We start from the raw sequence: 5,557 nt of genomic DNA, 5'->3' as shown, positions 1-5,557 counted from the left end.
GCGGGCGGCGTTCCCGCGCAGCGGGAAGGCGACAGAGCCCGCGATCCCCGGGCATGGGCAAGGGCCGCGGTCGTCAGGACACCGGCGCAGCCGGCTGACCGTGTTGGCGCAGCCTTCGTGCCAGCCACTTGAGCGCAGTCCATACGCAGCCGGTGCCTTGACCTTGGGACGACGGCTGGCTTCCGGAAAACCGAGCAGCCGCGAAAGCCGCCAGTCATACCGGACATTCGCGGACGCTCACTCTCGACCCTAAGCCGACCCCAACGGCGACGCCTAGGGCTGCGCCTTACACCATCGGTCTCCGACGGGTGCTCGGACTTCCTTCGCCAACGGAATGAATCCAGAGGTTAGGTGCGCGTCTCATCGGCCGATGACGCGTTTTACAGGAATGGTTGGGCGCCTCCTCCAGTCCGGGCGTTGATAAGCTAACTACACGTTATTGGGGACACAATCTAGTTGACACTGTGCTACACCCGTTCAGAATCCCCAAAGCCAAGGGTGACTCCATGAACGAACGGCAGAACATCGAAGCAGCGATCAAGGCGATCGCTAACCTAAGAGGTGTGCTGGACAAGGCGTCCATAGACGCGGCAATACTTGCTTTGGAAGAGCAGCTTAGCCAACACCTATATTCCGAGCGTTCGATACGTCAAGTGACAGTGCTCTTCGCAGACGTCGTGGGGTCGACGCAGATGAGTTGGAGCCTGGATCCAGACGAAATTCACACAGTGATTGATGGCTCGCTCAAGAGGTTAACCGCCGTCATTCGTTGGCACGAGGGCGTCGTGCTCCAGTATGCAGGAGATAGTCTGCTTGCCGTTTTCGGGGTGGGAACAGCCCGCGAAGACGACCCCGTTCGAGCGACTCTCTGTGCAATAGCCCTGGTTGCAGAGGCAAGGCTGATCGCTGCACAGTTGCTCTTGGAACGAAATATACAGAAGTTTGATGTACGCGTTGGGATCCACACTGGGTCGGTCATGCTAGGCGGCGGCTTAGACGAGCCAAGTTACGTGCGAGGAAATGCGGTCAATATAGCAGCAAGGCTGGAACAGAGTGCCCCCGCAGGCTGCGTGCAGATCAGCTATGACACGCACCGCCATGTCAGAAGCCATTTTGAATGCATCGAGGCCCCGACTCTCCATCTCAAGGGCAGAGACCGTCCCATAAAAGCATACATCGTGCTTAAGCGCTCTGCCGCAAAGCGCTTGAGCGCGGAACGCCGGTGGACGGACCACAAGCCACGCGTGATCGGCAGACAGACGGAGCTTCAAGTTCTTGCAAACGCGTACTCGACGGTCCGGGGAAGCGCGGCAACCAGGTCGGTGATACTGCTCGGAGAAGCAGGGATAGGGAAATCAACGCTCGTACGTGAATTCTTAAAAAGTCGCGACACGACGGGGTCGAGTCATCTAGCGACATATATGGCAAATGCAAAGCCATATGGGAACAGCGCTCCTTACGGCTTAGTCCGCGACGCACTACTATGCGCAGCCAGCATCCAAACAGATTTAGATCTCGCCACGACGCAAAAAGCGCTACGCTCATCATTGTTGGAGCATCTCAATGAAATCAGTGATGTCGAACTGACGGCGCTACAGTCACTCATATTGCCCACCGCGACCCCCGACGAATTAGGCCACAAATTTCCAAGTGATACTGAGAGAAGTCAAAGACGAGCGTTCCGCGTTGCGCTTGACTACTTGCTGGCGCGCCACCCGCCCGAACACTCGGCGCTGATCCTGGAAGACATTCACTGGGCCGACGACGGGTCTTTAGACTTCCTAGACTTCGTACTCCGCGACAACGCGCAGATTTTTATCGTTGCGACCACTCGGCCTGAGCTAGAGAAACGCCGCAGTCTTCCCTTTGCTCAGAAAATAGAAGTATCCGCTTTGGACGATGATGATGCCTCAAGTCTTATTCGCGCAGTTCTAAACGATGCCTCATCCTCCTCTGAGTCACAAGACTTAGTCCGCTTAATCGCATCGACGGCATGTGGGAATCCGTACTTCGTCGAAGAAATGGTCGGCATGCTCGCCGACGAAGGCGTCCTACGCCGCGATGAGAGCGGGCTAGCTGTCTTCGACGCCACTGCGATGTTGGAGACGAGAATTCCCACGACGCTCACGGGTGTCCTGCAAGCTCGGCTCGCAAGCCTTCCATACGACGAGCTGCAGACTCTTCAACTCGCCAGCATCATCGGCAGCGTGTTCTGGGACGAGGCGCTCTCGAAGCTTGGAACCTACAACGAGGCTTCATTATTGAATTTGGCCGACAAGCAACTCATACAGCCGCTAACCAGCAGCACAGGTGAAGATCCAAGAAAGTTCCAATTTAGCCACCAATTAATGCAGCGCACTGTGTACGGCACCGTTCCAAACAGAGTGCGAAAGCTTCAGCATGGATCGACTGCGCGATGGATTATTGACGCCTTCCCGGACCGGATTGGCGATTTCGCGGAAACGATTGCAAGTCATTTTGAGAAGGCGGGAGAGACTCAACTGGCGATTGACTACTTACGCCGTGCAGGGCGCTACGCCAGCGCGAAATTCTCGTTTGCAGCAGCGGCTGCATTGCTAGGCCGCGCCGCATTATTGAGCGACGACGCGCGTCTCCGTTTCTCGATTCTATCTGAGCGGCTTCAAATGCGGATGGAAGGGAGTCTGAGGAATGACGACGTGGAGGCAGCAACAGATTTAGTTGCTCTCGCTGATGAACTCGATGACGATTGCAGAGCTGCCGCAGCCGGCTTGCTGACCACATGTCTTGCGGCCATAGGAACGCTCGAGCAGACTGCTAATGCCGCCAGGGACGCAATCCGATATGGAAAGATTGCTGGCCGGCAGGCCTCTGTAATTCGTGCGCACAACCAATGGGGAGAAAAACTAGCCCAGCGCGGTCAACTTTGCAAAGCGCGTAGACATCTGAGGGTCGCCTACACACATTCTCTTCGGTGCGGCAACGGGATCGGTGTAGCCTCTGCACTCTCCAAGCTCTCAGGCATTTGTGTCAGGAAAGGGAGATATTATGAAGCCCTGTCGCTGCTATCAAACGCAGCAACGTATTGCCAACTGCAGAGTGACCAGTCGTACACGTGGCATTTGGCGCTCTTGTCAGCGAAAATTGAGACGCTATTGGGTAATCATTCAATCGCGTACGAATCCTTGCTAGACCTTTTAAGAAAGTATCACAGCGTAGACTGGCCGGACATGGAGTTCGAAACCGCTCTAGCATTGGCGATGAACCGGATGTGGGCGGCGACGGGAAACGAAGCTCGCGCTTGGTTGGAGCATGCCGCCACCCTACCGTTTAATGGCCCAGAGGCTTCACTCGCTCGAGAACAAAGTCAGCTGGCCGGTGAAATTGACCTCGCCGAGGGGAACTATGAAGCTGCACTAATTCACTTTCATGCTGCTGCACGGCAATGCGATGAGCTCGATCTCAACGACGCGGCTTGGGAAAGCAAGATTTCGGAAGCCTACGTGTATGCGAATCTCGGCGCACCGCGGCGCGCGGAAGAAGTCGCTTTTGCGTTCGGCGAACTTGTGACGTCAGGGTACGACGCACAAAAATTCTTTCTCGATCCTGCTAATGCCTATCTGCGTGCGGCAGAAGTTCTTGATTCAGTGGGGCAGAAGCATGAGGCTACAGCCATCCGAATGAGGGCACTCGAAGGATACGAAGCCGTAAGCATGTCACTTAATGCTTCACAACGTTCGAACTTCCGCATCTCTAGCCCTGGGTTACGACGGTTGCATAATTTCAACTAAAAGCATCGCGAAGGCTTCGGGAGGCTGGGGCCTGCGGTTACCGGATTTCTGTGTAAATAACTTTCCTGCGCGTCGCTGCTGCTTATCGATATGAATGCGCGCTGTGCAAAGTCCGCGTATGGCCGAAAGCGCGCCATCAACGTCCGCTTTACGTACACGCCCGAGAAAGCAAGGCGGCGCGGCTGGTCCGTGGCGATCCTGGCAGCGGACCGTCGGCGCACGATGGCCGGACTTCGCCTGCGTCGAACGCACCCTTTCCAGGTGACTGCAAGTCTGCCCTCCTCCTCGACGACTAATGGCCGTGTCAGCAAGGCGGACGGTCAACGCACCGTTCTGACCGGAACCGGTACTAGCACGACACGGACTCGACGCCCGAAAGCGGACGCTCAACGTCTGCCGCATGGGACGCGGTCACACGGGTAACTTGTTCTACGAAACGGCCAGGTGCATCCAGCATCGGCCTGCACGAATTTCTGCAGCGTGCTGGTCCGTTTCGACAGGAACCCGTTCACCCCAAGTCGGACCGGTCGGGTCCCAGCGCGTGGCCTGGTCGCTTTGCCGCAAGCCCATCGACTCTTTGAATGGGCAGCGGCTCGGAGAACAACTCGTCGACCTGTGCCATCAAAGCCGCTGACGTTCACGAGCGGCCGACACTTGCCGACAGCTTCGAGGTCACGTTTGGAATGTCGTCGCGGGGCTTGATCGGCTTACTGCCCTCGCCAGCCATCACCACGCCGTTTGGCTTCGTTCTGCGAGGTGCTCGGTTTCAGGCCCGCTGTTGCCTTTAACACCGCCTCGGGCAGGGTGTGTGCGCCGAGGCGGTCCATGAGGTGGGCCCGGTGGATCTCCACCGTGCGCGGGCTGATGCCAAGCTCCTTCCCGATAGTCTTGTTGGTGCCGCCCTTAAGCAGCCCGTGCAGCACCTCCCGCTCGCGCGCGGACAGCGCGGCGACGCGACTCCGGGCGTCTTCCGCCTCGCGGTTGCCCACCGCCGCGTCCTGAATGCCGGCCAACGCCGAAGCGACCGCGGCGAGCAGAGCGTCCGTCGTGTAGGGCACCTCCAGGTAGTCGATCGCGCCAGCCTTCATTGCTTGGACCGCCAGGCCGACGTCGCCACGGCGCTCGCCCGTGGCGACCACCGGAAGGCCAATGCGCCGCGCCATCAGCCTCCGCGGGACCATGAGGTCACCAGCATCGACGGCGCTGACGTTGAGCACCGCGCAGCCCGGCACGAGCACTGGTGCTGCCTCAAGGAAGGCCCGCACGGTCGCGAACACCTTCACCTGGTAACCGGCGCCTTGCAGCATGCGGGTGAGTGCTTGCCGCGCCGCCTCGCCGCCATCGACGACATAGACCAACGCCCCCTCGTGCCGGGTGATGTCTTGCGCGAGGCCCGCAGCCTGCCGCACCCTCCCGTGCTCGTCACGAATCGGGAAAAGCGTGTCCCTGATCCAGCGCACCGACCCGTCCGCGCGCGTGATGCGGTACTCACAGGTCGTGCTATCGCCTCCCAGGACGCCCTTGAACACGTCGAGAACGTGCTCGCGATCGTCGGGGTGCAGCCGCTCGGTCCAACGGCTCCAATCCTCCATGAGGACATCGCGCGACTCGCCCCAGATCTGCTCGCAGGCCCGGCTGAGGTACTCGAGCCGGTTCGTCTTCGCGTCAAAGATCCAGAGCACGCTCGTCGAGTGTTCTGCGAATAGCGTGAAGCGCTCCTCGCTCTCGCGCATCTGCTCATCTGCCCGTTTACGCTTAGGGAAGGTCTGCACAACTACGTGCCGATC

At 58.7% G+C, this 5,557-nt stretch carries 2 protein-coding genes; one reads left to right on the top strand and one right to left on the bottom strand.

Going from position 1 to position 5,557, the window contains the following annotated elements:
- Window positions 1-506: 506 nt before the first annotated feature.
- Window positions 507-3,770 carry an ATP-binding protein gene (locus VO99_RS29980; protein WP_157039844.1) on the top strand — a complete coding sequence of 1,088 codons (3,264 nt, stop codon included), beginning with the start codon at window positions 507-509 and terminating at the stop codon, window positions 3,768-3,770.
- A gap of 707 nt (window positions 3,771-4,477) precedes the next feature.
- Here VO99_RS29980 and VO99_RS27305 read toward each other — a convergent pair.
- A partial coding sequence (locus VO99_RS27305) for a PAS domain-containing protein (protein ID WP_046116131.1) occupies window positions 4,478-5,557 on the bottom strand: 1,080 nt, incomplete at its 5' end.

It is taken from the genome of Aquincola tertiaricarbonis, assembly GCF_000969605.1.
GTDB lineage: Bacteria > Pseudomonadota > Gammaproteobacteria > Burkholderiales > Burkholderiaceae_C > Aquincola > Aquincola tertiaricarbonis.
This window is presented reverse-complemented; position numbering and strand designations above follow the sequence as displayed.

What these genes read in the sequence shown, in the direction of transcription:
- VO99_RS29980 (WP_157039844.1), top strand. Translation starts at nt 507, where the DNA reads ATGAACGAACGGCAGAACATCGAAGCAGCGATCAAGGCGATCGCTAAC.